Here is a 23,069-nt window from a genome sequence, read left to right as displayed (position 1 = left end):
CGCGCCCAACGTGGCCAGGCTCGGTGCGTCGAAGCGGTTCGGGCGCTTCCCGTTCAGAAAGGGTTTTCCGCAATGAATTTCCGTTACTTGGCCGCGTCCGTCCGGCCGCGCGGGCGACTTCTCGCCCTGTTGACGGCGACGGCGTTGGCCGTCCCGTTTGCCGCCGAGGCCCAGGCTCCCGCTCCGGGTGCGCCCGCGCCCAAGGCGGCTCCGAAGGCCGCTCCGAAGGCCGCCCCAAAGGCGCCGGCCCCGGCCGCTCAGGCACCCGCCCAGCCGGCTCCCGCCCAAGGCGCTCCGGCGCAGCAGGGCGCGGCCCAGCCGGCGGATCAGCAGATCCAGCTGATCTATGCCCCCTGGACCAAGTTCTGCCTCAAGGGCCAGGACGCCAATGCCAAGCAGGTCTGCTTCACCGGCAAGGACGGCCGTATCGAGTCGGGCCAGCCGGTCATTGCGGCCGTCATCATCGAGCCGGAAGGCGAGCCGAAGAAGATCCTGCGCGTGACGCTGCCGCTCGGCATGCAGCTGGTGCACGGTACCCGCATCATCGTGGACAACAATCCGCCGTTGCAGAGCCCGTATGTGATCTGCTTCCAGAACGGTTGCATGTCCGACTACGAGGCCACGCCCGAGTTCATCAACAACATGAAGAAGGGCCAGAACCTCGTTGTTCAGGCGATCAATGCCAACGGCGCACCGCTGACCCTGCCGCTGCCGCTCGCCGGCGAATTCCAGAAGGCCTATGACGGTCCGCCGACGGATCCGAAGGTGTTCGAGGAAACCCAGAAGAAGCTTCAGGAAGAGCTTCAGAAGAAGGCTGACGAGCAGCGCAAGAAGCTCGAGCAGCAGGGCACGCCGCCCGCCGGCCAGAAGTAATCGGGGCCCGATCCCGGACATGAAAAAGGCGCTCGGTTTCGAGCGCCTTTTTTGCTGGCCAGTTGATGGCTGCGAAAACTCAGTTCAGCGACGGATTGCGCGGGCGATAGCCGCCGGTCTTGTCCTTGACGAAGATCTCGGCGACCTGGGAATGCCGGACGGGCTCGCCGGAATCGTCCGGCACGAGATTCTGCTCGGAGACATAGGCGACGTATTCCGATTCCGAGTTCTCCGCGAGCAGGTGATAGAACGGCTGGTCCTTGTGGGGCCGCACCTCCTCGGGGATCGACAGCCACCACTCCTCGGTGTTGTTGAATTCCGGATCGATGTCGAAGATCACGCCCCGGAACGAGAAGATCCGGTGGCGCACGACCTGTCCGATCTGGAATTTGGCGGTCCGCGCTTTAATCATTCCCCGTCGATAGACCAGGATTGTGGCCGATGCTAGTGCCCTGATCTGGAATTAACCCGCGGTTGCGGGGCAGATAACCCCCCAATCTTCAGAAAACGCTTCATCAATGGTCGATATCCTCAATCTGGCTCTACCTTATTTCGGCTTGATCTTCGTTGGATTCGCCTGTGGCAAGGTCAAATCGCTGCCGGAATCGGGCCTCGCCTGGATGAACTTCTTCCTGCTCTATGTGTCGCTGCCGGCGCTGCTGTTTGCGATCATGTCGAAGACGCCGTTCTCGGAATTGAACAACCCGCCATTCCTGGTCGCGACCACGCTGTCGACCGTTGCGGCGTTCACACTCGCGCTGGTCGTCGGCAAGGTTCTCGGCGGGCTGACGCTGCGCGAGGCGACGCTCGCCGGGCTCTCCGGCGGCTACGGCAATATCGGCTACATGGGACCGGGGCTGGCGCTTGCCGTGCTCGGGCCGAAGGCCTCGGCGCCGACTGCGCTGATCTTCTGCTGCGACAGCATCTTCCTGTTCACGATCGTGCCGCTGCTGATCGAGCTTTCCGACCGCGATCATCCCTCGATCGTGCATGCCTTCGGCGTCGTGCTGAAGCAGATCGTGCTCAACCCGCTGATCATGTCGGCCTGTTTCGGCGCGGCCTTCGCATCGCTGCATGTCGAGATGCCGGTCGCGCTCGATCGCACCATCACGTTCCTCCAGAACGCAGCCGCCCCGACCGCGCTGTTCGTGCTCGGCGTGACCGTGGCGCTCCGTCCGTTCGATCGGGTCCCGTGGGAGGTGCCGGGCGTGATCGCGATCAAGCTCCTGGTCCATCCGCTCGCAGCGTTCGGCCTGATGCTGGCGTTCGGCCCGTTCGCGCAGCCCTGGGCCGCGACCGCCGTGCTGATGGCCTCGCTGCCGCCGGCGCTGAACGTGTTCGTCATCGCCCGGCAGAACGACGCCTGGATCGAGTCTGCCTCCGTCGCGGTGTTGCTCGGGACCTTTGCGTCCGTGGTTACGCTGACCAGCGTGATGTGGGCGATCCAGACTGGCCGGTTGGCGTTTCCTTGAGCGGCGGTTACTTCCGCCAAGTCGGCGTGAGCCCCTCGCGCATTGCAAAACGCCGGAGCGGGCCGATCGCGCCGAGCAGGTGCATGCCGACCGCGCGGACCGGCTGCAGCGGGAGGAAATCGTTGAGCAGCGAGCGGTTGGCGATGTCGATCGCAAAGGTCCGGCTCAGGATGTCCGGACGCCGGGCCCGGTCGTAACGCTTGAGCACGTCTGCTGCGCCAGGATCCTGGCCTGACGCGATGGCCTCGCCTGCAAGCCTCGCAATGTCGGCGGCATCGCGCAGGCCGAGATTGAGACCCTGGGCGCCGATGGGGGGAACCACATGGGCGGCTTCGCCGACCAGCGCGATGCGGTCGCGGCCAAAGGATTTTGGACGCTCGATCGCCAGCGGGAACAGATGGCGGCCCGGCTCGACCGTCATCCGTCCGAGGATCGAATGCGACTGCTTCTCGATCGCGGCGGACAATTCCTCATCGCTCAGGCCGCGAAGCCGCTCGGCGTCCGCAGGCGCCGAGACCCAGACGACGCTGGAGCGATCGCCGGGCAGGGGCACGAACACGCAAGGGCCATGCGGCGTGTGGAACTCGGTCGAGACGTTGCGATGGGGCCGCGCGTGGCCGACATTGAAGGTCAGCGCCGTCTGGGTCAGCTCGCGCCGCGTCACCGCGATGCCGGAGGCTTCGCGGCACAGCGAATGCCGGCCGTCGGCGCCGACCACGAGGCGGGCCGAGAGGAATTGCGCAGCGGCGGTGCGGATGGCGACGTCATCGGCTTCGATGATCACAGTTTCGGCCTCGTCATCGAAACGGACGACCTGGGGCAGTTCGGCCGCGCGCGCTTCCAGCGCCAGCATCAGCGAGCGGTTGTCGATGTTGTAGCCGAAGGCATCGAGGCCGATTTCGTGGCAGGAGAACCGGACCTCCGGGCTGCGAAACAGCCGGCCGGTGTCGTCGACGAGCCGCATGATTTCGAGCGCGGCCGCCTTGTCCTTGCAGCGCGGCCAGACGTCGAGGCTCTCCAGCAGATCGACGGAGGCACCGAGTAGCGCCGTAGTGCGATTGTCGGCATAGGGCACGCGACGCGCCACCAGCGCGGTCCGTGCGCCCGCCTGCGCCAATGCGATGGCCGCGCTAAGTCCCGCCGGTCCGCCGCCGATCACGGCCGCGTCAAAGAGTGTCGATGCATCTGTCATGGAACGACATTGGACACGCCCCGCAGCAAATTCAAGCCCGCTGATATTTCCCTGATTTTATGACGAATTGTGCGACCGGACGCCGCAATGGCTTATGTGCAAACCGGTGTCATTCTGATAGCAGAAGCCATGGACAGCCAAGAGGATTCCCTGAAGCCCAGGCCCGCGATCCGCGCCGCTGCCTTCTCGGTGCATATCTTCACCGCGTTCGGTGCGGCGATCGCGCTGCTGGCGATGCTTGAGGCCGTGCGCGAGCACTGGGCGGCGATGTTTCAGTGGCTGGGCGTCGCCCTCATCATCGACGCGATCGACGGGCCGATCGCGCGCCGGCTCAACGTCAAGGACGTGCAGCCGAACTGGTCGGGCGACGTGCTCGATCTCGTGGTCGATTTCGTCACCTACGTCTTTGTGCCGGCCTATGCGATCGTGGCCAGCGGCTTGCTGCTGCCGGTCGCGGCTCCCTTGCTCGGCGTCGCCATCATCGTCACCAGCGCATTATATTTCGCCGATCTGCGCATGAAGGCGGACGATAATCATTTTCGCGGTTTTCCGGCGCTGTGGAATGCGGCGGCGTTCTACCTGTTCCTGCTGCACTGGCCGCCGCTGCTGTCGACACTGCTGGTAGCGGCCCTGGTGGTGCTGACCTTCGTGCCGTTCCACGTGCTGCATCCGGTGCGCGTCGTGCGGCTGCGCTGGCTGACGATGACGCTGATTGCCATCTGGGCTCTGCTCTCCTTCTACACGCTGCAGATGGACTTTCGCGTCGGCACCGGCGTGACTGTCGCGCTCTGCGCGATCGCGCTCTGGATCAGCTTCAGCGACGCATTGATACGGCTGACAAGATCCTTCGCATGATGCACCTGTTGACCAGCCCCGAAGCCTGGGCCGCGCTCCTCACTTTGACCGCGCTCGAGATCGTGCTCGGCATCGACAACGTCATCTTCCTGTCGGTGATCGTCTCGCGCATTCCCGAGAAGCAGGCGCACCGCGCCCGCCAGATCGGGCTCGCGCTGGCGTTGATCTTCCGCATCATCCTGCTCAGCGTCCTGGTCTGGCTGATCGGCCTGACCGCGCCGGTGTTTTCGTTTTCGGGTTACGGCTTCTCCTGGCGCGACCTCATCCTGATCGGCGGCGGCCTGTTCCTGATCGCGAAGGCGACGCACGAGATCCATGGCGAGGTCGAAGCCGACGAGGGCGCGGGCGACGCGAAGTCCCCTCGTAACGCTTTCTTCTGGGTCATCGTCCAGATCGTGATCATCGACATCGTATTCTCGCTGGACTCGATCATCACGGCGATCGGCATGGCGCAGGACATCGAGATCATGATCGCGGCCGTCGTGATCGCCTGCCTGATCATGTACATTTCGGCCGGGCCGGTGTCGCGATTCGTCGCGGAGCACCCGACAACGAAAATGCTGGCGCTGGCCTTCCTGGTGCTGATCGGCGTCGCGCTGGTTGCGGACGGATTCCAATTCCACATCCCGCGCGGCTACATCTATTTCGCGATTGCGTTCTCGGCGGCGGTCGAGTTCTTCAACGTGCTGGCGAAACGCAACCGCAGGAACACCCGCAAGCGGTCGGTCTAGGCGTTCCAGCCGGCGTCGAGTTGACAAGGCGGGCGCGATGTCTTTCGCTGGCCCGCGAGAAGAGGAGGTCAGGTGATGACCAAAGCCGTCCGTGTGCACAAGGTCGGAGGCCCCGAAGCCCTGGTCTATGAGAGCGTCGATGTTCCGGCGCCCGGGCCCGGCGAGGTGCGCATCCGCCAGCATGCCGTCGGCCTGAATTTCATCGACGTCTATTACCGCACCGGCCTCTACAAGGCGCCGGGGCTGCCCTTCATCGCCGGCAACGAGGCCTCGGGCGAGGTTCTCGCAGTCGGGCCGGGCGTGACGAATTTCCATCCGGGCGACCGCGTCGCCTACTACCACAATCTCGGCGCCTATACCGGGGAGCGCAACATCCCCTGGGAGCGGCTGGTCAAGCTGCCCGACCACATCACCTACGAGCAGGGCGCCGTGCTGATGCTGAAGGGGTTGACGGTCTGGTATCTCCTGCACAAGACCTTCAAGGTCGAGCCGCATCATCGCGTGCTGATCCATGCCGCGGCCGGCGGCATCGGCCTGCTCGCCTGCCAATGGGCGAGGGCAATGGGTGCCCACGTCATCGGCACCGTCGGCTCGCGCGAGAAGGCTGCGCTTGCCGAGGCCAATGGCTGCGACCATGTCATCCTCTACAACGAGGAAGACTTCGTCGCGCGCGTCAAACAGATCAGCCGCAACGAGGGTTGCGATGTGGTCTATGACGGCGTCGGCAAGGCGACGTTCCCGGGCTCGCTGTCCTGCCTGAAGCCGCGCGGGATGTTCGTCTCCTTCGGCAATGCCTCGGGCCCGGTGCCGCCATTCTCGATCGCCGAGCTCAACACTCACGGCTCGCTGTTTGCGACCCGGCCCAAGCTCAACGACTACATCGGCACCCGCAAGGAGTTGCTGGAAGGCGCCGACACGCTGTTCGCCGCCGTGATCAACGGCAAGCTGCACGTGCCGATCAACCATGCCTACGCGCTCAAGGACGCCGCCAAGGCGCATATCGATCTCGAAAGCCGCAAGACCACCGGCGCGTCGATCCTGAAGCCGTAACTCACCGTCATTGCGAGCGAAGCGAAGCAATCCAGACTCTTTCCGTCGAGGCAGTCTGGATTGCTTCGTCGCTTCGCTCCTCGCAATGACGAACGCGTCACGCCACGCGCCGTGCCGCGCCTGCCCTGGTCAAAATCCCGTCCAGACAATCGATCATCTCGGCGATCTCGGCCCGCGTGACGTTCAGCGCCGGCATGAAGCGCAGCGTGTCGACCTGCGGCGCGTTGAGGAGCACGCCGGCCTCGAAAGCCTGCGCGACGATGCCGGGTGCGATCGGCAGCTTGAGGTCGAGCGCCAGCAGGAGCCCGCGGCCTCGCACTTCGCCGAGCCCGTGCCGCGCCGAGACCTTCTGCAATTCGCTTTCGAGCAGCAGCCCGGTTTCGGTCGCCGTCTTCAGGAAGTCCGGCTTGCTGACTTCGTCGAGCACCGCGAGCCCCACCGCGCACATGATCGGGTTGCCGTTGAACGTGCCGCCCTGGTCACCGTGCTCGAAGCAGGCCGCGCGTTCGGTCGCGAGCAGCGCCGCGAGCGGCACGCCGCCGCCGATGCCCTTGCCGAGCGTCATGATATCGGGCGCGACGCCGGTGTGCTCGTAGTGGAAGAGCTTGCCGGTCCGGCCCATGCCGGTCTGGATCTCGTCGAAGATCAGGAGGAGGCCGTGCGCGTCGGTGAGGGCGCGCAACTCCTGCAAGAACTGATCGGTCGCCGGCCATACGCCTGATTCACCCTGGATCGGCTCGAGCATCACAGCGACGGTGTTGTCGTTGATCAGCTTTTTGACTGAAGCAATGTCGTTGAGTTTCGCCTTCTTGAAGCCGGCGACCTTCGGCTCGAACAGCGGCTCAAAGGCCTTCTTGCCCGAGGCCGACATCGTCGCCAAGGTGCGCCCGTGAAAGCCGCCTTCGAAGCTGATGATCTCGAACGCGCCGCCTCTGTGGATGCCGCCATATTTGCGCGCGAGCTTGATCGCGCCCTCGTTGGCTTCCGCACCGGAATTGGCGAAGAACACCTGGTCGAACGCGCTGTTTGCGACAAGCTGCTCAGCGAGCTTCAAGCTCGGTTCGTTGTAGAAGGCCGGGCTTGGCGTCAGCAGCCGCTTGGCCTGCGCGGCAAGCGCGTCGGCGATTGCGGGCGGGGAGTGGCCGAGGCAGTTGACGGCCCAGCCCTGCACGAAATCGAGATAGCGCTTGCGGCTGTCATCCCAGAGGTAGGAGCCGGCGCCGCGGACGAACACGGCCTTGGGCCGGGCGGTGATGTCCATCAATGCGTCATACGGATGGGTGGCGCTGGTCATGTCGAACTCCTCTGGAGGCGGGGGAAAAGGGCGCGCGAAAAGCAAAAAGGCCGCACCTTGCGGGTGCGGCCTTTTCGAAAACTGACGCTGAATTCAGTGCTTCAGCGGCGTCGTCGGACATAGCGCACCCTCTCATCGTCGGGGAAGCGACGGCGGAGCATTTCGGTGCGCTGATGGGTCCGAGCGTTGATCATGGGGCGCGGCAATACAGGCGAATGGTGCGGCTTGTCAAGCGGGCGCTTTACAGACCACCCGCCCAGCGTGCATGGGCAGGAGAGAGATGCGTGCCTGGAAACCATTACGTCTCTAGCGCGTTTGTGATCACAGGACGCGAATTGGTTCGAACCGACCGCATGACGGTTCAGACCAAGAGGGGCGGGACCAACCAGATAGTTTAAAGCCTTGTCCGAGACGCCTTATCCGATCGACCTCGACAGCATTCGCGGCGCGTTTCCGCCGGGTGTCGAGGCACCGTCGCTCCTGGTCGACTTCGCCGGGTGGCTGAACGGGCGCCCCTGGGGCAGCGTCGGCTGCTTTTCCTTGCAAGGCCAATTCTCCGATCACGCTCCGATTGTCGACGGTAGTCCATTGCGCGACAGGTTTTCGCTGTTCATGCGGCTGCCGGATGGCTCGGCTGTTGGCGGCTGGTATGGCGCGGGTCTCGACCGCGACAATCCGCCGATCGTGGGGCTTGGGTCCGAGGGCGACTACGAGCTGCTGGCGCCCAGTCTCGACGGCCTGCTCGCGAAGTTGACGTCGCAACAGTTCGACAAGGCCTGGAGCGATCTCAAGCCGCATGACGATGTCGAATGCCAGACGGTCGAGCTCGCGCAATGGCTCACCGGACGGCTGAGCGGGGAGATGGCGGCGCCCGATGACGATCCGTCGGAGCTGCCCGACTTTCGCGGCTTCGTGGAAAAATGGAGCCGTGATCGCGAAGACTATTGGGCCAATCATCGCTTGATGGCCGAACTCGGCTGGCGCCTCGCCGCGCATCTGCCGAAGGGCAAGAAGCCCTGGGACAAGACGAATTTCGAGATCGCGATCGTCGGCAAGCAGTACGAGGCGCGCGTCCTGTCGCGCGGGCCGCAGCCGTTCGAGGAAGCCGCCTCGATTGAATCCCTGCTGCGCGATCTGCGTGAGGAGATGCGCCGCGCGCAGCCCGAGCTCGGGCTGTGGTACGCGATGAAATTCGGCCTCTATGCCGACGGGCGCGTCATGCCGAACTTCGAGTACGATGTGCGCCCGAGCATCGACGGCGAGCCTGCGAAGCTGTCGGAGGCGCAAGCCGATCTTGCCCGCGCGCCGCGGCCGGAGCGCTGGGTACCGAAATGGCTGGCGGGATCCTGAAGCTCGGAATCTCGCGACCTCCGCTGTCGCGCCACCATGACCTCGCGGGAACGGCCCTTTCGATCCCCCTTGACTTAGAGCGCGCTCGAAGGGGTATCTGTATGTGCGTCAGTACGAGAACGGGCACACATGAAGATCGGCGACCTCGCAAAACGGACCGGCCTGTCGACGCACACGCTGCGTTACTATGAGCGCATCGGGCTGCTGCCCTACGCTGACCGGGATCGCTCCGGCCAGCGTGACTTTGACGCATCGATCCTCACATGGATCGCATTCCTTGGTCGGCTCAAGACCACCGGGATGCCGATCCGGGACATGTTGCGTTACGCAGCGCTTCGTGACGAAGGCGACGCTACCGGCACAAGCCGGCGGCAGATGCTGGAAGTCCACCGCGAACAGGTGCGCACGCAGATCGCCGAACTCCAGGAATGCCTGCTCGTCCTTGATACCAAGATCGCCGGCTATGCCAGCGACGAACAGAGGACGAAGGAAAATGACGCACGCCCAGACACAAGACGAAAGCCGCTTCGATCGCGGCCAGCGGGCCCTGTCACGCATTGACGGCAGTGCCGGCGAAAAGGTCGTCGCTTCACTCGCTGACATCGCTCCGGATTTCGCACGATACGTGATCGAGTTTCCGTTCGGCGACATTTACTGCCGCCCGGACCTCGGCCTGCGCGATCGTGAGATCGCCACGATCGCGGCGCTGACGGCGCTCGGAAATGCCGCGCCTCAGCTCAAGGTGCATCTCGAGGCGGGTCTGAACGTCGGGCTGTCTCGCGACGAGATCGTGGAGATCATCATGCAGATGGCCGTCTATGCGGGCTTCCCGGCGGCGCTGAACGGGCTGTTCGCAGCCAAGGAGGTGTTCGCCGCACGTGACGAACAGCAGGCGTCCGGAGAAGCGACATGACCTCGTAGTTCGGCACGCCCAGCCTGAACGCCGGCGGGTGGAATGCCTGAGGCGCGCCGGTCTTGCCGGCGTGCCGCGGCCGGAATCTCAGAAGCCTGCGACGCTGCCGTGCAGGTCATATTGGTCGGCGCGTTCGATCTTCGCGGTGACGATCTCGCCAACGCGTAAGGGGCGGCGGCTCGACAGGTAGACGGCGCCGTCGATCTCGGGCGCATCGGCCTTGGAGCGGCCCTTCGAGACGGTCGGGCCGACCTCGTCGATGATGATCTGCTGCCGCGTGCCGACCTTGCGCTTCAGCCTGCGCGCGGAAATCTTCTGCTGGCGCGCCATCAGCGCGTTGTAGCGCTCCTGCTTGATCTCTTCCGGCACGGGATTCTCGATCGCGTTCGCGGTGGCGCCGGCGACCGGCTCGTATTTGAAGCAGCCGAGCCGATCGATCTCTGCTTCGTCGAGCCAGTCGAGCAGATACGCGAAATCGGCATCGGTTTCGCCGGGGAAGCCGACGATGAAGGTCGAGCGCAAAGCGAGATCGGGACATTGCTCGCGCCAGCGCTTGATGCGCGCCAGCGTCTTGTCCTGCGCCGCCGGACGCTTCATCGCCTTCAGCACTTCGGGGCTTGCGTGCTGGAACGGGATGTCGAGATAGGGCAGCACCTTGCCCTCGTTCATCAGCGCGATGACCTCGTCGACATGCGGGTAGGGGTAGACATATTGCAGCCGCACCCAGGCCCCGAGTTCGCCGAGCTCGCGCGCGAGGTCGATGAATTTGGCCCGGACCTGGCGATCCCTCCACGGGCTCTCGGCGTATTTGAGATCGATGCCGTAGGCCGAGGTGTCCTGCGAGATGACCAGCAGCTCCTTGACGCCGGCGCCGACCAGGCGCTCGGCCTCACGCAGCACGTCGTTGGCCGGTCGCGAGACGAGGTCGCCGCGCAGTTTCGGAATGATGCAGAAGGTGCAGCGGTTGTTGCAGCCCTCGGAGATTTTCAAATAGGCGTAGTGCCGCGGCGTCAGCTTGATGCCTTGCGGCGGCACCAGATCGAGATGCGGATTGTGGGCGGGCGGCAGCGCGCGATGCACGGCGTCCAGCACGCTCTCGTATTGCTGCGGGCCGGTGATAGAGAGCACGCCGGGATAGGCCTGCTCGATCTGCTCGGGTTCCGCGCCCATGCAACCTGTTACGATCACCTTGCCGTTCTCGGCCATGGCCTCGCCGATGGCCGAGAGCGATTCCTGCTTGGCGCTGTCGAGGAAGCCGCAGGTGTTGACGATGACGATGTCAGCCCCGTCATGCTTGCGGGCGAGCTCGTAGCCCTCGGCGCGCAGACGCGTGATGATGCGCTCGGAATCCACCAATGCCTTGGGGCACCCGAGCGACACGAAGCTGACCTTGGGCGCAGCCGTCTGATCCATATCCAAATCTGCCTGATTGACAGGGTTGAGCTAGTCCCAATTGCCCATAATTACAACCCTTTGCATGGCCGGCGGGCATGCTATGGATGAATCGCTGGTGGTGAGTGAGCAATGAGCGCCGAACAGTCGCCCAAAATCGTGATCGTCGACGAAAGCCCGATCCGGGCTGCGATCCTCGAAGAAGGGTTGCGTGAGGCTGGATTCACGCAGATCGTCCATATCAGCGAGATGCAGAGCCTGCTCGCCCGTATTTATGCGGTCGACCCTGACATCATCCTGATTGATCTGGAAAACCCCAGCCGCGACGTGCTGGAAGCGATGTTCCAGGTCAGCCGCGCCGTGAAGCGGCCGATCGCGATGTTCGTCGACCAGAGCGATTCATCCTCGATCCAGGCCTCGGTCGAGGCGGGGGTCTCCGCCTATATCGTCGACGGGCTGAGGAAGGAGCGCATCAAGCCGATCCTCGACCTGTGCGTGTCGCGCTTCAATGCCTTCGCAAAGCTCCAGGAGGAACTGGAGCGTACCAAGTCGCAGCTCGAGGATCGCAAGGTCATCGAAAAGGCCAAGGGCATCCTGATGAAGGTGAAGGGCCTCACCGAGGACGAGGCCTATGTGCTGCTGCGCTCCACCGCGATGCGCGAGAAGAAGAAAATCGGCGAGATCGCCCAGTCGATCATCACCGCGTCGGAGATGCTGAAATGACCGTTCCCCTCCGCATCGGGTTCATTCCGCTGGTCGATGCCGCGGCGCTGATCGTTGCCGTCGACAAGGGATTTGCCGCGGCCGAAGGGCTCCAGGTCGAACTGGTCCGCGAGGTCTCCTGGTCCAACGTCCGCGACAAGCTCAATATCGGCTTGTTCGACGCCGCGCATCTGCTCGCGCCCGTCGCGATTGCGTCCTCGCTCGGTCTCGGCCACGTCAAGGTGCCGATCGCGGCGCCCTTCAATCTCGGCATCAACGGTAACGCGATCACAGTCTCGCCGGCGCTTCATGCCGCGCTGATGGAGGAGATCGACGGCGACCGCTTCGATCCGCTCGCCACGGCAAAAGCGTTGGCGCGCGTGGTCGCCAAGCGGCGCAAAGCGGGCGCCGATCCGTTGAACTTCGGCATGACCTTCCCCTTCTCGACCCACAATTATCAATTGCGGTTCTGGATGGCGGCGGCCGGCGTCGATCCCGACGAGGACGTGCGGCTGGTGGTGCTGCCGCCGCCCTATATGGTCGACAGTCTCGCCAATGGGCATGTCGATGCGTTCTGCGTCGGCGCGCCCTGGAATTCGATCGCGGTCGATCTCGGGATCGGCCACATCCTGCATTTCGTCTCCGACATCCTGGCCCATGCGGCGGAGAAGGTGCTGGCGCTCCGCCAGGTCTGGGCCGACAAGAATCCCGACGTGGTCGCTCGCCTGGTGCGCGCGGCCGTGAAAGCCGCGGAGTTCATCGAGCACCCGGAAAACCGGACCGAAGCGGCGCGGATCCTGGCGCAGCCGGAGCGGATCGGCGTCGATGCCGAAGTCATTCAGCGCACCCTCACGGGACGCCTCAAGGTTTCGCCGGACGGCACCTTTCGCGAGAGCGGCAGCTACCTTCTGGTGGGACGCGAGGAAGCAGGGCGCCCCGATCCGGTCCAGGCCGCCTGGCTCTATGCGCAGATGGTGCGCTGGGGGCAGACGACGCTGACGCCCGACGGCGTCAAGACGGCGATGGCCGTGTTCAGGCCCGATCTCTACGACGGCGCTCTCGGCCGCCGGCCGCCCGCCCAAGCCCCCGCGGCATTCGGCGCATTCGCCGGCCCCGCCTTTGATCCCGCCAATATTCGGGGGCATCTCGAAGCCTTCGAGGTGGGCCGCTGGAAGGTGTGATTCGGGCCTGCATCGTTTTTGAGCGCTGGAGATCCGAGTCTAAATTTTAGGCCGACTGCTCGAATTTCGGAAGAGCTCCAGAACCCTGAGTTCCCTTTGCGCTCTTAATTGCTTGATCCTACACACATTTTCATTTCATCGAAGCTGGCACGCAACTTGAATGTTGCAGTGCGGCCAGCCTGTCACAGATGCCTGCTGCGCCAGTCCCCAGCAACGAAGCTGATCGGACCGTTGGGCGCACAGCCGGCTTTCGAGCCAGCCGAGCTCCTCGCGGGTCGTGCACTTTCCGTCGATACCACCTAGGTGGCCGCAGGAGCTTCGTTACTGACCATGAAACTCGACACCGTCTCAGTCGACTTTACCGACGACCAGAAACGCTATCTCGAAGGCTTCACGACCGGTCTGCAGATCAGCCGCGTCGGTCGCGGTCTCGGCGGCGGCGCCGGCAAGGCGAACGCCGAGCCCACCGGTCCCGATGCCGTGCACATCAAGGCGCAGGACAAGGTCATCGCCGCGGGCAAGAAGCTCGCCGACCAGGAGAAGGTCAAGCGCGACGAGCATCCCTTCGATGCCTATCCGCGTCTGCGCCAGCAGGCGCTCGATAATGCGCCGCCGAGCCCGGCGGACAATTTCCGCTGGCGATATTACGGGATCTTCTATGTCGCGCCGACGCAGGACTCCTACATGTGTCGTCTGCGCATTCCGAACGGCATCATGAAGCATTGGCAGCTGGCCGGCCTTGCCGATCTTGCCGATGAAACGTGCGGGCCCTATAGCCACGTCACGACGCGCGCCAATCTTCAGCTTCGCGAGATCCCGCCGAAGAACGCCGTGAAGCTGATCGAGGGCATTCAGGACCTCGGCCTGTGTTCGCGCGGCTCCGGCGCGGACAACATCCGCAACGTGACGGGAACGCCGACGGCGGGTATCGATCCGCAGGAGCTGATCGACACACGGCCTTATGCGCGCGAGTGGCACTACCACATCCTGAACGATCGCTCGTTGTATGGCTTGCCGCGCAAGTTCAACGTCGCCTTCGACGGTGCCGGCAGGATCGCCGTGCTCGAGGAGACCAACGACATCGCTTTCACGGCGTATGAGGTGAAGGACGGTTTCGGCGTCGAGCCCGGGGTCTGGTTCCGCCTCGGCCTCGGCGGCATCACCGGTCACAAGGATTTCGCAAAGTACTCCGGCATTATCGTCAAGCCGGAGCAGGCGACCGCTGTTGCGGACGCCATCGTGCGCGTCTTCATCGAGCACGGCGACCGCACCAACCGTAACAAGGCGCGGCTGAAATACGTGCTCGACGCCATGAGCCATGACGGCTTTCTCAAGCTGGTCGAGGAACGGCTGAAGACACCATTCACGCGTGTGCCGGAAGAGGCGTTTGCGCCGCGGCCGGCCGCCGACCGTATGGCGCATATCGGCGTGCACAGGCAGAAGCAGGAGGGCTTGAACTGGATCGGCGTGTCGCTGACGCTCGGCAAGATCAGCTGTGATCAGATGCGGGGCCTCGCCAAAGTGGCGCGGGACCTCGGCGACGGCGATGTCCGTCTGACCGTCTGGCAGAACCTGCTGATATCAGGGGTGCGCGACGAGAATGTCGAGCTTGCCGTCGCGGCGATCAAGCAGATCGGGCTTGCGGTCGAGGCCTCGCACATCCGCGCCGGCCTGATCGCCTGCACCGGCAATGCCGGCTGCCGCTTTGCCGCCTCCAACACCAAGCGTCACGCCGCGGAGATCGGCGACTGGTGCGAGCCGCGCGTCGAGATGGACAAGCCGGTCAACATCCACGTCACCGGTTGCCACCATTCCTGTGCCCAGCATTACATCAGCGACATCGGCCTGATCGGGGCTCGCGTGCCTGTAAACGAGGAGGACACGGTGGAGGGCTATCATCTCTTCACCGGCGGCGGTTTCGGTCCTGAAGCCGACGTCGGGCAGGAGGTCTATCACGACCTCAAGGCCGAAGACGCGCCGAAGACGGTCGAAGGGCTGCTCAAGGCCTATATCGCCCATCGCTCGTCTCCCGAGGAAACCTTCCTGTCCTTTGCGCGCCGCCATGACGGCGAAACGCTGCGCGAGCTTGCCGATGCACAGGTGTCCGCATGAACCAGATCAGCCCTCCGCCGAAACTCGACATCATTCCCACGAGCGCCCCGTTCTCCGACGCGCAACGCTCCTGGCTGAACGGCTTCTTTGCCGGGTTGCTGTCGCCTGACGCAGCCACGCCGCTGTCGGCGGAGCAGGGCGCCGCTGTCATGCAGGCTGGTGATGGTGATGACGGTGAAGCGCCCTGGCACGACCAGACCATGCCGATCGCCGATCGGATGAAGCTCGCCGAAGGCCGTCCCGTGCGGCGCAAGATGATGGCGGCGATGGCGCAGCAGGATTGCGGGCAGTGCGGCTATAATTGCCACGACTATTCGGAGGCGATCGCGAGCCGCAGTGAAGCGCGGCTCAACCTCTGCGTCCCCGGCGGCAAGGAAACCGCGCGGATGCTGAAGTCGTTGCACGAAGAGCTGGACAAGGCGCCGGCGGCCAAGACGTCCGACAAGGTCGATGCGGTGGCGGCCCCCGCCGTGACCGTGACGATCGCCGAGCCCGGCCGGTCCCGCGACAACCCTGTTGCGGCGACCTTCCTGTCGCGCCGTCTTCTCAACAAGGGAAAGTCGGAGAAGGAAACCTATCACGTCGAGTTCGATCTTTCCGAGAGCAAGCTCGACTATGTCGTCGGTGACAGTTTTGGCGTGTTCGCGCGCAACGAGCTCGGTCTCGTCGACCAGGTAATCGCGTTGCTCGGCGCCTCCCACACCACCAAGGTCAACGGCAAAACGCTGCGCGAGGTGCTGATCGACGACGTCTCGCTCTCGCCGGCGCCCGACACGCTGTTCGAACTGCTCTCCTTCATCACCGGCGGCGCGCAGCGCGAGAGGGCACGGGCACTGGCGCAGGGCGAGGATCCCGATGGCGACGCCGCCACGCTCGACGTCATGGCGGCGCTGCAGAAGTTCTCGGGCACGCGGCCGCATCCCGAAGCGTTCGTGGAGGCGCTGGAGCCGCTGCAGCCGCGGCTCTATTCGATTTCGTCCTCGCATAATGCGACACCTGGAAGGCTGTCGCTGACGGTCGATTCCGTGCGCTACGTGATCGGCAAGCGCAAGCGCATCGGCGTCGCCTCGACCTTCCTCGGCGAGCGCATCGCCGAGGGCGAGAAACTCAAGGTCTATGTGCAGAAGGCGCACAATTTCGGCCTGCCACAGGATCCGAAGACGCCGATCATCATGGTCGGGCCCGGCACCGGCATTGCGCCGTTCCGCGCCTTCCTGTTCGACCGCAAGGCGACCGGTGCGCCCGGCAAGAACTGGCTGTTCTTCGGCCATCAGCGCAGCGATTGCGACTTCTTCTACCAGGATGAGCTCAACGCGATGAAGACCTCGGGCCTGCTCACGCGCATGTCGCTGGCCTGGTCGCGCGACGGCGAGAAGAAGTTCTATGTGCAGGACCGCATGCGCGAGGTCGGCCGCGAATTGTGGACGTGGCTCGCCGAGGGGGCGCATCTCTACATCTGCGGCGATGCCAAGCGCATGGCCAAGGATGTCGAGCGCGCACTGGTCGATATCGTCGCCCAGTTCGGGGCGCGCTCGACCGACGAAGCCGTCAGTTTTGTCGCCGAGCTCAAGAAGACGGGCCGGTTCCAGGCTGACGTCTACTAGCTGTCGTCCTGTCGTCATCCGAGCCGGTTCCAACTGGCTCGGATTTGAACGAATAAGATTCTCGGAACCTGCGGGCAGGGAGAATTTGCTCCTGCGTTGCGGGGTTTTCAGAGAACCCGCATCGCTATTTCCGCGGGTCTCTTGCTCGCCACCCCGGTCGATCCCTCATAATCCCGCAAATGGGGCGTTGGAGATCGACCATGCGCGAACTATCGGCGGAAGCCAGGCTGCACTTCTACGCGCGTTCGCTCTCGCGGCGGACCGGTGCGAGCGTGCATCATGCCGCGATGTACAGCGCCTTCGCCGTCATCGCCGCGATCGTCTTCGGCACGCTGTCGGTGCACCCGTTCTAAGTTGTCGTTCCGGGGCGGCGAAGCCGAACCCGGAACCTCGAGATTCCGGGTCTGATGCTGCGCATCATCCCGGAATGACTGAAAGCCTCACGCCCCGCGCTTGAACGGCGCGACTTCGATGCCTGCATCCTTCAAGGCCTGCCGCAGGCCGCGCGCGATGTCGACGGCGCCGGGCGTATCGCCGTGGATGCACACCGTGTCGGTGCGCATCTTGATGACCTTGCCCGTGACCGAGACCACCGCGCCGTCCTGCACCATGCGCACCACGCGGTCGGCGATCGCCTTGGCGTCATGCAGCACCGCGCCTTGCTTCTTGCGCGAGACGAGATTGCCATCGTCCTCATAGGCGCGGTCGGCGAACACCTCATGCACCATCGGCAGATTGGCGGCTTCGCCGGCCTTCACCAGTTTCGAATTGGCGAGCACGACGAAAATCAGGCTGGGATCGACCGCCTTGATGCCGGCGGCGATTGCCTTCGCCGTCATGTCGTCCTCGCAGGCGACGTTGGAGAGCGCGCCATGCGCCTTCACATGCGTCACCTTGTGGCCGGCCGCGGTCGCGATCGCCTGCAACGCGCCGATCTGGTAGGCGACGAGGTTCTCGATCTCGGAGGCTTTCAGGCCCGAGATCGGATGGCGGCCAAAACCGTGCAGGTCGCGATAGCCAGGATGCGCGCCGACCGAGACGCCGCGCGCTTTCGCCAGCTCGACCGTCCGGCGCATGATATCGGGATCGCCGGCGTGGAAGCCGCAGGCGACGTTGACCGAGCTCGCCAGGTCGATCATGGCGGCATCGTTGCCCATCTCCCACGCGCCAAAACCTTCGCCGAGATCGCAATTGAGATCGATCGTCTTCATGGGGTGCTCTCCGTCTCTGATCGTCTTGTCGTTACGGTTCCACCGCGACCTGCCAGGTCCCGGCATCAACGGCACTCACAGCATAGCCCGCGACATTGGCATCGCTGAGCGCTTCGATGTTGAGCGCGACGGTATCGGCGGAGCGCAGGCGATCGGGCAAGTTGCGGATCAGCTGCGCAAATTTCCTCGCCTCGTCCTGCGCCTCGGCCATGCTGACCGCCTCGAAGCGGAACGCCGTTCCTGCCGAGGTCTGCGCGAGACGGCCGACATCGGCCGTGATCACGGTCGCGATCTTCGGGTAGCCGCCGGAGGTGCCGCGGTCCATCATCAGCGCGATCGGCGCGCCGTTGCCGGGCACCTGGATGCTTCCGTTGACCGTTCCGTCGGAGACGATGTTGTGGCCATGCAGATGCTTGATCGCGGGACCTTCCAGTCGGTAGCCCATGCGATCTGACGTCGCCGAGATCTTCCACTCGCTGTCGAGGAACAGCGCCTTGTTGACGTCGTCGAATTCGTCGTCCTGCGGTCCGAGCAGGACGCGAATCGGACCGCTCGATGGCTTCGGCAGTTCGATGCGCAGGTCCGGTGCACCGCTTGCGGCATCGACGGTGAATTCGTCGCCGGCCTGCAACGGGCGCGGGTAGGGGCTGCCGAGACCGGCCCGCGCGTTGACCGCGAGACTGCCGAACACCGGCTCGCCCTTGATCCCGCCTTCGATCGCGAGATAAGTGAACGCACCGCCGCGAGCAAAACCCAGCGTCAGCGTCTCGCCGTCTTTCAGCGTCACCGATATGTCCATGGCGACCGGACTGCCCGCGATGTCCGCCTTGCGCGGCGCACCTGAGATCGCGACGCGCACGGCACCGTCGCGGGCGGTGAACGAGGCGCCGAACGGGCCGACCTCGACAGCGGCTGCGAACGGATCGTTGCCGACAAGCGTGTTCGCTGCGGCGAGCGAGAGGCGGTCCATCGCTCCGCTGACCGTCAGGCCATAGCGTTGCGCGCCATGGCGTCCGCCGTCCTGAACCGAGCTTGCGGGCCCGATGCTGGCGATCACGAGCCGGCTCATGCGGCCACCTGCTCGGCAATGATCTCGCCGGCCTCGGCGGCGCGGTCCTGTTCCTCGAACGTCTTGTGGTCGATGGCGAAAAACGTCACGCGATCGCCGGGTTCGGTGAGGAAGGTCGGATTGCGGTGGAGCTGATAGGTCCGCACCGGCGTGCGGCCGAGCAGGTGCCAGCCGCTCGGGGCCGCCAGGCACTGGATTCCGGCCTGGATGCCGCCGATCGAGATCGTGCCGGCCGGCGTCAGCAGCCGCGGATTCTGTCGCCGCGACATTTGCAGGGATTTGTCGAGGCCGCTGAGATAGGACCAGCCCGGCGTGAAGCCGATCATGGCGACCTTGTAGTCGCCGGCGACGTGGCGCGCGACGATGTCGTCGGGCGTGGTGTTCAGCGCCTTCGCGACGTCCTCGAGGTCGATGCCATGCTCGCCGCCATAGGCGACGGGAATACGCCAGCGGCGCGCCTTGGTGGCCGGCGGCAGCGGCTGGCTGGCGAGCGCGAGCAGCTTTTGGCCAAGGGCGTCGAAGCCGATCTTGCCGGGATCGTAATGCACCAGCAGCGAGCGATAGGTCGGCACGGACTCGGTGATGCCATCGATCGGGCTTGCTGCGAGCGCCTTGTCGAGCGCCAGCACGCGCTGGTTGGCGTCGTCGTCGATGGTACGGCTGAACTCGACCGTGACGGCGCTGTCGCCACTGGGCAGAAGGCGGGGCGGGGGAAGCGTCGCGGACATGGGCTGTCGAAATCGGGCTTCTGGAGATGCGCGGGCTCGGCCTTGAGCTCCGCTTGTTCCTGCTTCGCGTAAATGCGCCCGCAAGTCCAATAAATTAATGCAGGGGGAGCCGATAAAGCCTTGTTATCGCGACGCATAACTGCGCTGCGGCCCTGCATGATTGGTATCCTCTTGGCCCTTGACGCAAGGCCCGCACCCCGCAAGATGCGCGCGTTCTTTCCCGCCCATCCGGAGCTCGTCTGTTTCCATGTCGCTGTCCCCCGAAGCCCGCAAGACCCTCGCCGGCATCACCACTGCCACCATCACAACGGTCCTGCTGAAGAAGGGCCTGCGCAACATCTGGATGCGCGGCGCGCGTCCGCTGCGCCCGGGCCTGCCGCGCCTGGTGGGACCGGCCTTCACGCTGCGCTTCGTGCCGGCGCGCGAGGATCTGGCGACGCCGGAATCCTGGTCGTCGCCGATCTCGACCCGCACCGCGATCGAGGCGATGCCGGAGGGCTGCATCGCCGTGGTCGATGCCATGGGCATCACCGACGCCGGCATCTTCGGCGACATCCTGTGCGCGCGCATGATGAAGCGCGGCGTCACCGCACTCGTCACCGACGGTGTCGTGCGCGACGTCGAGGGCGTGCTCGGCACCAACCTGCCGGTCTGGTGCGACGGCTATGCCGCGCCGCCGTCGGTTGCCGGCCTGACCTTCGTCGGCTGGGGCGAGCCGATCGGTTGCGGCGGCGTTGCGGTCTTCCCGAACGACATCGTGGTCGCCGACCAGGACGGCTGCGTGCTGATCCCGCAGGCGATGCTCGATCACGTGCTCAACGAGGGTGTCGAGCAGGAGCGGATGGAAGCCTGGATCGTCAACGAGGTGAACAATGGTGCGGTGCTCCCGGGCCTCTATCCCATGAACGCCGAGACCAAGGCGCGCTACGCCGCAAGCAAGAAGTAATCGGGAAAGAGCGAGGTAAATCCAATGGAGATCACTGTTGCAGGCACGCGGCCGACACGCCGTGCGCCCGGGGAACACTTCACCGGCACCGTGTGGCAGGACCCCGTGATCATGGCGCCCGCGCCGGCGCGGCTGAATTGTTCGCGCGTCTCGTTCGAGCCCGGCGCGCGCACCAACTGGCATCACCATCCGCTCGGGCAGACGCTCTATGTGATTTCGGGAGTCGGCCGGGTCCAGTCCAAGGGCGGGCCTGTCATCGAAATCCGTCCCGGCGACACCGTCTGGATTCCGCCGGGCGAACTGCACTGGCACGGTGGGTCGCCGACCAACGGCATGACCCACATCGCGATGCAGGAAGCGCTCGACGGCGTGTTCTCGACCTGGCTGGAGCCCGTGACCGACGCGGAATACGGCGCGGCGGTCGGCTAACGTCTGGTGTCCCGGACAAGACGCATCGCCGCAGGGCGATGCGGCGCCGATCCGGGACCCATATGTGGACGGCCCCCGTGGCACAAGAGCTTTGTGAGGTTTGACCGGATCGCTTGCATCCATATGTCCGGCCTGTTGATGCGGCGTGTTGAACCGCGGGCCAAGATGGTTTTCGCGACGCGAGTTCCAATCAGAAAGGCGACCTTGTTCGGCCACTGGGTCCCACGGATTTGCTCGCATCTCGGAACGATCGATCGCACCATCTCCTCTGCTCTTGCAGCTCCGGTTCGGCCGGTGGGCGAACCCGCCGGTCTGCCGAATCTCTCAACTACGCGGCGGCGGCCACTTCGGCATCGCTTTTGGCATCGAACCGCGCGCTGTCATAATCCTCTCCCGTCGTCATCAGCTTCCAGGCGATGCGTGCAGTCTTGTTGGCCAGCGCCACGGCTGCCTGCTTCGGCGTCTTGCGCTGGAGCAGGTCGAGCAGCCAGCGCGATCCACGACGGTGCTTCCCGGTCGCTTGCTTGACTACCACGGTCGCCCCGACCACAAGAAGTTGACGTAATCTCTCGTCGCCGGCTCGGGTTATCTTGCCGAGCCTGGTCTTTCCAGCGGTGGAATGGTCTTTGGGCGTCAGGCCGAGCCAGGCTGCGAACAATCGTCCCGAACGGAAGGCGTGCGGATCAGGCGCCTTCATCACCAGCGCGGCCGCCGTAACTGGCCCGATCCCAGGGACCTGCGCCAAGCGCCGGCTTGTGGCGTTGGCACGGTGCCAAGCCAGCAATTTGGCCTCGATCGCCTTCAGCTCGGTCTGCACCTGGTCGTATTGCCGAGCAAGCATCACAAAAAGCTCGCGGCTCAGCACGGGCACACGTTCGTCCCGCTCGATCGCGGCCAGGAACGCAGCAAGCTTGTCCAGCCCTTGGGCTGCGGTCAGACCGAACTCCGCCGCATGACCCCGGATCGTGTTGGAGAGTTGCGTGCGACGCCCGACCAATTGCTCGCGGACGCCAAGCAGCATCAGTGCGGCCTGCTGCTCCGCCGTCTTTACAGGCACATATCGCATCCGCGGCCGGCTCGACGCCTCGCAAAGCCCCTCCGCATCGCGTCCGTCGTTCTTGTTCCGCGGCACGTAGGGCTTCACCAGTTGCGGCGCAATCAGCTTGACCGTGTGTCCCAGCTTGCCGAGCTCCCGTGCCAAGTGGTGAGCCGCCCCACAAGCCTCGATCACGACCACCGTGGGCGGCAGCTTCGCAAAAAACTCCAGCATCGCTTTGCGGCTAAGCCGCTTGCGCAGCACGACTTGCTCCGACGCATCGACGCCATGGAGCTGGAAAATATACTTCGACGTATCCATCCCAATGCGGATAATCTGGCTCACGGACGGCTCCTGTGAATGAGTTTCTGACAACCTCATTCTGGCACACTGATGCCGTAGGGGGCCGTCCACACCATCAGATTTGGGACGCACCAAGAATGCTGGGTCCCGGCTCTGCGGAGCAGCGTTGCACGCTGCACCGCGTCCGGGGCACGCGCACTTACATCCGCTCGGCCGTCCACGTGCCCGTGCACATGCTGCCGCGCCAGGTGCCGGAGCCGGAGGTGCCGCTGAGCCGGCCGAAGCCGACGGCGCGCTTGATGCCGGTGCTCAAAGTGACATTGATGCTGCCGGCATCCGCGACGCGGCCTGACGCCGTCACCATGGCGCTGCTCGAGGCGATTTGACCGTTGTTGATGCCGATTGCGACGGTCGAGCCGTTACCGCAGGTCTCGCTCGACGACGAGATACGGACATTCCATGCGCCGTCAAAAGTGCTGGCGCTGGCCTGCGCGGCCGGCAACGCGATGACAATGATTGTGGCGAAGAGAGCCTTGCGAAATCCGTTCATGACACGCCCCTTGGGTTGATCATGCGGGGATCGTGTCACGGCCTTGAAACCGGCGATGTGAGGGCTGTCACGCGCG

At 64.6% G+C, this 23,069-nt stretch carries 24 protein-coding genes; 15 read left to right on the top strand and 9 right to left on the bottom strand.

The features are described 5' to 3' along the window. Positions 1-72: 72 nt before the first annotated feature. Positions 73-873, top strand: coding sequence for an invasion associated locus B family protein (locus tag BRA471DRAFT_RS20025; protein WP_007610528.1), 801 nt, complete (start codon positions 73-75; stop codon positions 871-873). Positions 874-952: 79 nt separating this feature from the next. Here BRA471DRAFT_RS20025 and hspQ read toward each other — a convergent pair whose 3' ends face one another. Next, positions 953-1,285: a heat shock protein HspQ gene (gene hspQ, locus BRA471DRAFT_RS20020; protein WP_007590865.1), complete on the bottom strand. Its 333-nt coding sequence runs from the start codon at positions 1,283-1,285 to the stop codon at positions 953-955. A gap of 106 nt (positions 1,286-1,391) precedes the next feature. On the opposite strand from hspQ, the gene BRA471DRAFT_RS20015 reads away from it, so the two are divergent. Then, positions 1,392-2,345, top strand: a complete 954-nt coding sequence (locus BRA471DRAFT_RS20015) for an AEC family transporter (protein ID WP_007610526.1) — start codon at positions 1,392-1,394, stop codon at positions 2,343-2,345. 7 nt (positions 2,346-2,352) lie between these two features. Here BRA471DRAFT_RS20015 and BRA471DRAFT_RS20010 read toward each other — a convergent pair whose 3' ends face one another. After that, on the bottom strand, positions 2,353-3,537 hold the full coding sequence (locus BRA471DRAFT_RS20010; RefSeq protein WP_007610520.1) for a UbiH/UbiF family hydroxylase: 1,185 nt from the start codon (positions 3,535-3,537) through the stop codon (positions 2,353-2,355). A gap of 87 nt (positions 3,538-3,624) precedes the next feature. Between BRA471DRAFT_RS20010 and pcsA the strand changes: the two genes are divergently transcribed. The 3 genes from pcsA (at position 3,625) to BRA471DRAFT_RS19995 (ending at position 6,173) form a co-directional block, all read left to right on the top strand. After that, the gene (pcsA, locus tag BRA471DRAFT_RS20005) at positions 3,625-4,392 is read left to right on the top strand and encodes a phosphatidylcholine synthase (RefSeq protein ID WP_007610518.1); all 768 of its coding nucleotides are present in this window, start codon (positions 3,625-3,627) and stop codon (positions 4,390-4,392) included. Then, positions 4,389-5,123 (top strand): TerC family protein, encoded by a 735-nt coding sequence (locus BRA471DRAFT_RS20000; RefSeq protein WP_007610517.1) that lies wholly within the window; start codon positions 4,389-4,391, stop codon positions 5,121-5,123. The genes pcsA and BRA471DRAFT_RS20000 overlap by 4 nt, the downstream gene beginning before the upstream one ends. Positions 5,124-5,198: 75 nt before the next feature. Next, positions 5,199-6,173 carry a quinone oxidoreductase gene (locus BRA471DRAFT_RS19995; RefSeq protein WP_007610513.1) on the top strand — a complete coding sequence of 325 codons (975 nt, stop codon included), beginning with the start codon at positions 5,199-5,201 and terminating at the stop codon, positions 6,171-6,173. A gap of 97 nt (positions 6,174-6,270) precedes the next feature. Here BRA471DRAFT_RS19995 and BRA471DRAFT_RS19990 read toward each other — a convergent pair whose 3' ends face one another. Beyond that, entirely contained in the window at positions 6,271-7,467 is a 1,197-nt protein-coding gene (locus tag BRA471DRAFT_RS19990; RefSeq protein ID WP_007610510.1) for an acetylornithine transaminase, read from the bottom strand. A gap of 402 nt (positions 7,468-7,869) precedes the next feature. On the opposite strand from BRA471DRAFT_RS19990, the gene BRA471DRAFT_RS19985 reads away from it, so the two are divergent. From BRA471DRAFT_RS19985 to BRA471DRAFT_RS19975, 3 genes are all read left to right on the top strand, one after another. Then, complete coding sequence (locus tag BRA471DRAFT_RS19985) at positions 7,870-8,817, top strand: hypothetical protein (protein ID WP_007610509.1); 948 nt, start codon at positions 7,870-7,872, stop codon at positions 8,815-8,817. A 129-nt stretch (positions 8,818-8,946) separates the two neighbouring features. Then, positions 8,947-9,378, top strand: a complete 432-nt coding sequence (locus BRA471DRAFT_RS19980) for a MerR family transcriptional regulator (protein WP_035974127.1) — start codon at positions 8,947-8,949, stop codon at positions 9,376-9,378. Next, on the top strand, positions 9,311-9,730 hold the full coding sequence (locus BRA471DRAFT_RS19975) for a carboxymuconolactone decarboxylase family protein (RefSeq protein WP_007610507.1): 420 nt from the start codon (positions 9,311-9,313) through the stop codon (positions 9,728-9,730). Before BRA471DRAFT_RS19980 ends, BRA471DRAFT_RS19975 begins: the two co-directional genes overlap by 68 nt. Positions 9,731-9,817: 87 nt before the next feature. On the opposite strand, the gene rimO is transcribed toward BRA471DRAFT_RS19975, so the two are convergent. Further along, positions 9,818-11,143: a 30S ribosomal protein S12 methylthiotransferase RimO gene (gene rimO, locus BRA471DRAFT_RS19970; protein WP_007610505.1), complete on the bottom strand. Its 1,326-nt coding sequence runs from the start codon at positions 11,141-11,143 to the stop codon at positions 9,818-9,820. A 111-nt stretch (positions 11,144-11,254) separates the two neighbouring features. Here rimO and BRA471DRAFT_RS19965 point away from each other — a divergent pair, with 111 nt between their 5' ends. From BRA471DRAFT_RS19965 to BRA471DRAFT_RS37540, 5 genes are all read left to right on the top strand, one after another. After that, on the top strand, positions 11,255-11,845 hold the full coding sequence (locus BRA471DRAFT_RS19965) for an ANTAR domain-containing response regulator (RefSeq protein ID WP_007610503.1): 591 nt from the start codon (positions 11,255-11,257) through the stop codon (positions 11,843-11,845). Next, the gene (locus tag BRA471DRAFT_RS19960; protein ID WP_007610497.1) at positions 11,842-13,005 is read left to right on the top strand and encodes a CmpA/NrtA family ABC transporter substrate-binding protein; all 1,164 of its coding nucleotides are present in this window, start codon (positions 11,842-11,844) and stop codon (positions 13,003-13,005) included. Before BRA471DRAFT_RS19965 ends, BRA471DRAFT_RS19960 begins: the two co-directional genes overlap by 4 nt. Positions 13,006-13,335: 330 nt before the next feature. Then, positions 13,336-15,117 (top strand): NirA family protein, encoded by a 1,782-nt coding sequence (locus BRA471DRAFT_RS19955; RefSeq protein ID WP_007610489.1) that lies wholly within the window; start codon positions 13,336-13,338, stop codon positions 15,115-15,117. After that, positions 15,114-16,721 (top strand): sulfite reductase subunit alpha, encoded by a 1,608-nt coding sequence (locus BRA471DRAFT_RS19950; protein ID WP_007610488.1) that lies wholly within the window; start codon positions 15,114-15,116, stop codon positions 16,719-16,721. The genes BRA471DRAFT_RS19955 and BRA471DRAFT_RS19950 overlap by 4 nt, the downstream gene beginning before the upstream one ends. Before the next feature lie 200 nt (positions 16,722-16,921). After that, entirely contained in the window at positions 16,922-17,074 is a 153-nt protein-coding gene (locus BRA471DRAFT_RS37540; protein ID WP_007590908.1) for a hypothetical protein, read from the top strand. Between the two features lie 87 nt (positions 17,075-17,161). On the opposite strand, the gene BRA471DRAFT_RS19945 is transcribed toward BRA471DRAFT_RS37540, so the two are convergent. From BRA471DRAFT_RS19945 to pxpB, 3 genes are read right to left on the bottom strand one after another with little or no spacing between them, the layout of a single operon-like run. Continuing rightward, entirely contained in the window at positions 17,162-17,932 is a 771-nt protein-coding gene (locus BRA471DRAFT_RS19945) for a LamB/YcsF family protein (RefSeq protein WP_007610487.1), read from the bottom strand. A 31-nt stretch (positions 17,933-17,963) separates the two neighbouring features. Next, positions 17,964-19,001: a biotin-dependent carboxyltransferase family protein gene (locus BRA471DRAFT_RS19940; protein WP_007610485.1), complete on the bottom strand. Its 1,038-nt coding sequence runs from the start codon at positions 18,999-19,001 to the stop codon at positions 17,964-17,966. Then, positions 18,998-19,729 carry a 5-oxoprolinase subunit PxpB gene (gene pxpB, locus BRA471DRAFT_RS19935; RefSeq protein ID WP_007610483.1) on the bottom strand — a complete coding sequence of 244 codons (732 nt, stop codon included), beginning with the start codon at positions 19,727-19,729 and terminating at the stop codon, positions 18,998-19,000. The genes BRA471DRAFT_RS19940 and pxpB overlap by 4 nt, the downstream gene beginning before the upstream one ends. A 247-nt stretch (positions 19,730-19,976) precedes the next feature. Between pxpB and BRA471DRAFT_RS19930 the strand changes: the two genes are divergently transcribed. Continuing rightward, the gene (locus BRA471DRAFT_RS19930; RefSeq protein WP_007610481.1) at positions 19,977-20,675 is read left to right on the top strand and encodes a ribonuclease activity regulator RraA; all 699 of its coding nucleotides are present in this window, start codon (positions 19,977-19,979) and stop codon (positions 20,673-20,675) included. 24 nt (positions 20,676-20,699) lie between these two features. Continuing rightward, positions 20,700-21,104, top strand: a complete 405-nt coding sequence (locus tag BRA471DRAFT_RS19925) for a cupin domain-containing protein (protein ID WP_007610479.1) — start codon at positions 20,700-20,702, stop codon at positions 21,102-21,104. 328 nt (positions 21,105-21,432) lie between these two features. Here BRA471DRAFT_RS19925 and BRA471DRAFT_RS19920 read toward each other — a convergent pair whose 3' ends face one another. Both BRA471DRAFT_RS19920 and BRA471DRAFT_RS19915 read right to left on the bottom strand, forming a co-directional pair. Then, positions 21,433-22,485 carry an IS110 family transposase gene (locus BRA471DRAFT_RS19920; protein ID WP_007610475.1) on the bottom strand — a complete coding sequence of 351 codons (1,053 nt, stop codon included), beginning with the start codon at positions 22,483-22,485 and terminating at the stop codon, positions 21,433-21,435. Positions 22,486-22,642: 157 nt separating this feature from the next. Then, on the bottom strand, positions 22,643-22,993 hold the full coding sequence (locus BRA471DRAFT_RS19915) for a hypothetical protein (RefSeq protein ID WP_007590916.1): 351 nt from the start codon (positions 22,991-22,993) through the stop codon (positions 22,643-22,645). Between the last annotated feature and the right edge of the window lie 76 nt (positions 22,994-23,069).

This window comes from Bradyrhizobium sp. WSM471 (assembly GCF_000244915.1).
GTDB lineage: Bacteria > Pseudomonadota > Alphaproteobacteria > Rhizobiales > Xanthobacteraceae > Bradyrhizobium.
Note: the sequence above shows the minus strand (reverse complement) of the source record. Positions and strands in the feature narration are given on the sequence as shown.

What these genes read in the sequence shown, in the direction of transcription:
- BRA471DRAFT_RS20025 (WP_007610528.1), top strand. Translation starts at nt 73, where the DNA reads ATGAATTTCCGTTACTTGGCCGCGTCCGTCCGGCCGCGCGGGCGACTT.
- hspQ (WP_007590865.1), bottom strand. Translation starts at nt 1,285, where the DNA reads ATGATTAAAGCGCGGACCGCCAAATTCCAGATCGGACAGGTCGTGCGC.
- BRA471DRAFT_RS20015 (WP_007610526.1), top strand. Translation starts at nt 1,392, where the DNA reads ATGGTCGATATCCTCAATCTGGCTCTACCTTATTTCGGCTTGATCTTC.
- BRA471DRAFT_RS20010 (WP_007610520.1), bottom strand. Translation starts at nt 3,537, where the DNA reads ATGACAGATGCATCGACACTCTTTGACGCGGCCGTGATCGGCGGCGGA.
- pcsA (WP_007610518.1), top strand. Translation starts at nt 3,625, where the DNA reads ATGGCTTATGTGCAAACCGGTGTCATTCTGATAGCAGAAGCCATGGAC.
- BRA471DRAFT_RS20000 (WP_007610517.1), top strand. Translation starts at nt 4,389, where the DNA reads ATGATGCACCTGTTGACCAGCCCCGAAGCCTGGGCCGCGCTCCTCACT.
- BRA471DRAFT_RS19995 (WP_007610513.1), top strand. Translation starts at nt 5,199, where the DNA reads ATGACCAAAGCCGTCCGTGTGCACAAGGTCGGAGGCCCCGAAGCCCTG.
- BRA471DRAFT_RS19990 (WP_007610510.1), bottom strand. Translation starts at nt 7,467, where the DNA reads ATGACCAGCGCCACCCATCCGTATGACGCATTGATGGACATCACCGCC.
- BRA471DRAFT_RS19980 (WP_035974127.1), top strand. Translation starts at nt 8,947, where the DNA reads ATGAAGATCGGCGACCTCGCAAAACGGACCGGCCTGTCGACGCACACG.
- BRA471DRAFT_RS19975 (WP_007610507.1), top strand. Translation starts at nt 9,311, where the DNA reads ATGACGCACGCCCAGACACAAGACGAAAGCCGCTTCGATCGCGGCCAG.
- rimO (WP_007610505.1), bottom strand. Translation starts at nt 11,143, where the DNA reads ATGGATCAGACGGCTGCGCCCAAGGTCAGCTTCGTGTCGCTCGGGTGC.
- BRA471DRAFT_RS19965 (WP_007610503.1), top strand. Translation starts at nt 11,255, where the DNA reads ATGAGCGCCGAACAGTCGCCCAAAATCGTGATCGTCGACGAAAGCCCG.
- BRA471DRAFT_RS19960 (WP_007610497.1), top strand. Translation starts at nt 11,842, where the DNA reads ATGACCGTTCCCCTCCGCATCGGGTTCATTCCGCTGGTCGATGCCGCG.
- BRA471DRAFT_RS19955 (WP_007610489.1), top strand. Translation starts at nt 13,336, where the DNA reads ATGAAACTCGACACCGTCTCAGTCGACTTTACCGACGACCAGAAACGC.
- BRA471DRAFT_RS19950 (WP_007610488.1), top strand. Translation starts at nt 15,114, where the DNA reads ATGAACCAGATCAGCCCTCCGCCGAAACTCGACATCATTCCCACGAGC.
- BRA471DRAFT_RS37540 (WP_007590908.1), top strand. Translation starts at nt 16,922, where the DNA reads ATGCGCGAACTATCGGCGGAAGCCAGGCTGCACTTCTACGCGCGTTCG.
- BRA471DRAFT_RS19945 (WP_007610487.1), bottom strand. Translation starts at nt 17,932, where the DNA reads ATGAAGACGATCGATCTCAATTGCGATCTCGGCGAAGGTTTTGGCGCG.
- BRA471DRAFT_RS19940 (WP_007610485.1), bottom strand. Translation starts at nt 19,001, where the DNA reads ATGAGCCGGCTCGTGATCGCCAGCATCGGGCCCGCAAGCTCGGTTCAG.
- pxpB (WP_007610483.1), bottom strand. Translation starts at nt 19,729, where the DNA reads ATGTCCGCGACGCTTCCCCCGCCCCGCCTTCTGCCCAGTGGCGACAGC.
- BRA471DRAFT_RS19930 (WP_007610481.1), top strand. Translation starts at nt 19,977, where the DNA reads ATGTCGCTGTCCCCCGAAGCCCGCAAGACCCTCGCCGGCATCACCACT.
- BRA471DRAFT_RS19925 (WP_007610479.1), top strand. Translation starts at nt 20,700, where the DNA reads ATGGAGATCACTGTTGCAGGCACGCGGCCGACACGCCGTGCGCCCGGG.
- BRA471DRAFT_RS19915 (WP_007590916.1), bottom strand. Translation starts at nt 22,993, where the DNA reads ATGAACGGATTTCGCAAGGCTCTCTTCGCCACAATCATTGTCATCGCG.